Genomic DNA, 696 nt, shown 5'->3' with positions numbered 1-696 from the left:
ACTATTCGAAATCACTGCAATGAGTGAGTGACACAATGGAGCAACACCAAGAGTGCACTGCAAAGCCGGTTTTGATCCTTACACCACACAAGGCGAGAGGGAGACACACCCGTTGATAATGTTGTTACAACATCGACATGTCCATCGATATCTGAGGTGCTACATGGCGTACCTCTGAGTCCAGGTCCTTGCTGTGTTCTCGTACTTGTGCCTATCTGTCTTGTACATGTGGGCGATCTCAGGGACCAGAGGATCATCAGGGTTCGGATCAGTCAGCAGGGAACAGATTGACAGCAACACCTTGGAAATGGTTAGTGCTGGGCTCCATTGGTCCTTAAGGATGTCAAGGCAAATGCTCCCGTTGCTGTTGATGTTTGGATGGAAAACCTTGGTGCGAAACGCCACCTTGGGTGGTTTGAAGGGATAATCAGGAGGGAAGTGGATGGTAACTAGGAAAACTCCACCAGCATATGGGCTATCAGATGGACCCATTGTCGTTGCCTGCCAGTGGAACATGTCTTCACCAACAGGACCTGCACTGCATGATGTAGGGGGATCCTTTTGCAGATCCTTGAGCTCCTTCTGTATCCTCTTTGACGCCATCCCCAATTCCCCCTTGCTTTTCCTCTTCCTGTCTAACGGAGAGATTTCACTTCTTTTCTTGCCTCGCCTCTAGCTGCTCTTCCTCCTTTCAAG

The 696-nt window shown here is 49.6% G+C and carries 1 protein-coding gene; it reads right to left on the bottom strand.

All coding sequences use genetic code 11. The features are described 5' to 3' along the window. Positions 1 to 159: 159 nt before the first annotated feature. Positions 160 to 603, bottom strand: coding sequence for a ubiquitin-conjugating enzyme E2 (locus NK662_RS24610; protein WP_254761345.1), 444 nt, complete (start codon positions 601 to 603; stop codon positions 160 to 162). Between the last annotated feature and the right edge of the window lie 93 nt (positions 604 to 696).

The sequence above is a fragment of the Ectobacillus ponti genome, from assembly GCF_024294785.1.
Taxonomy (GTDB): domain Bacteria; phylum Bacillota; class Bacilli; order Bacillales; family Bacillaceae_G; genus Ectobacillus; species Ectobacillus ponti.
The sequence above is the reverse complement of the archived record's forward strand: the minus strand, read 5'-3'. Positions and strand labels throughout refer to the sequence as shown.

Excerpts from the sequence above, each read along its gene's own strand:
- NK662_RS24610 (WP_254761345.1), bottom strand. The coding sequence starts at position 603 with ATGGCGTCAAAGAGGATACAGAAGGAGCTCAAGGATCTGCAAAAGGAT.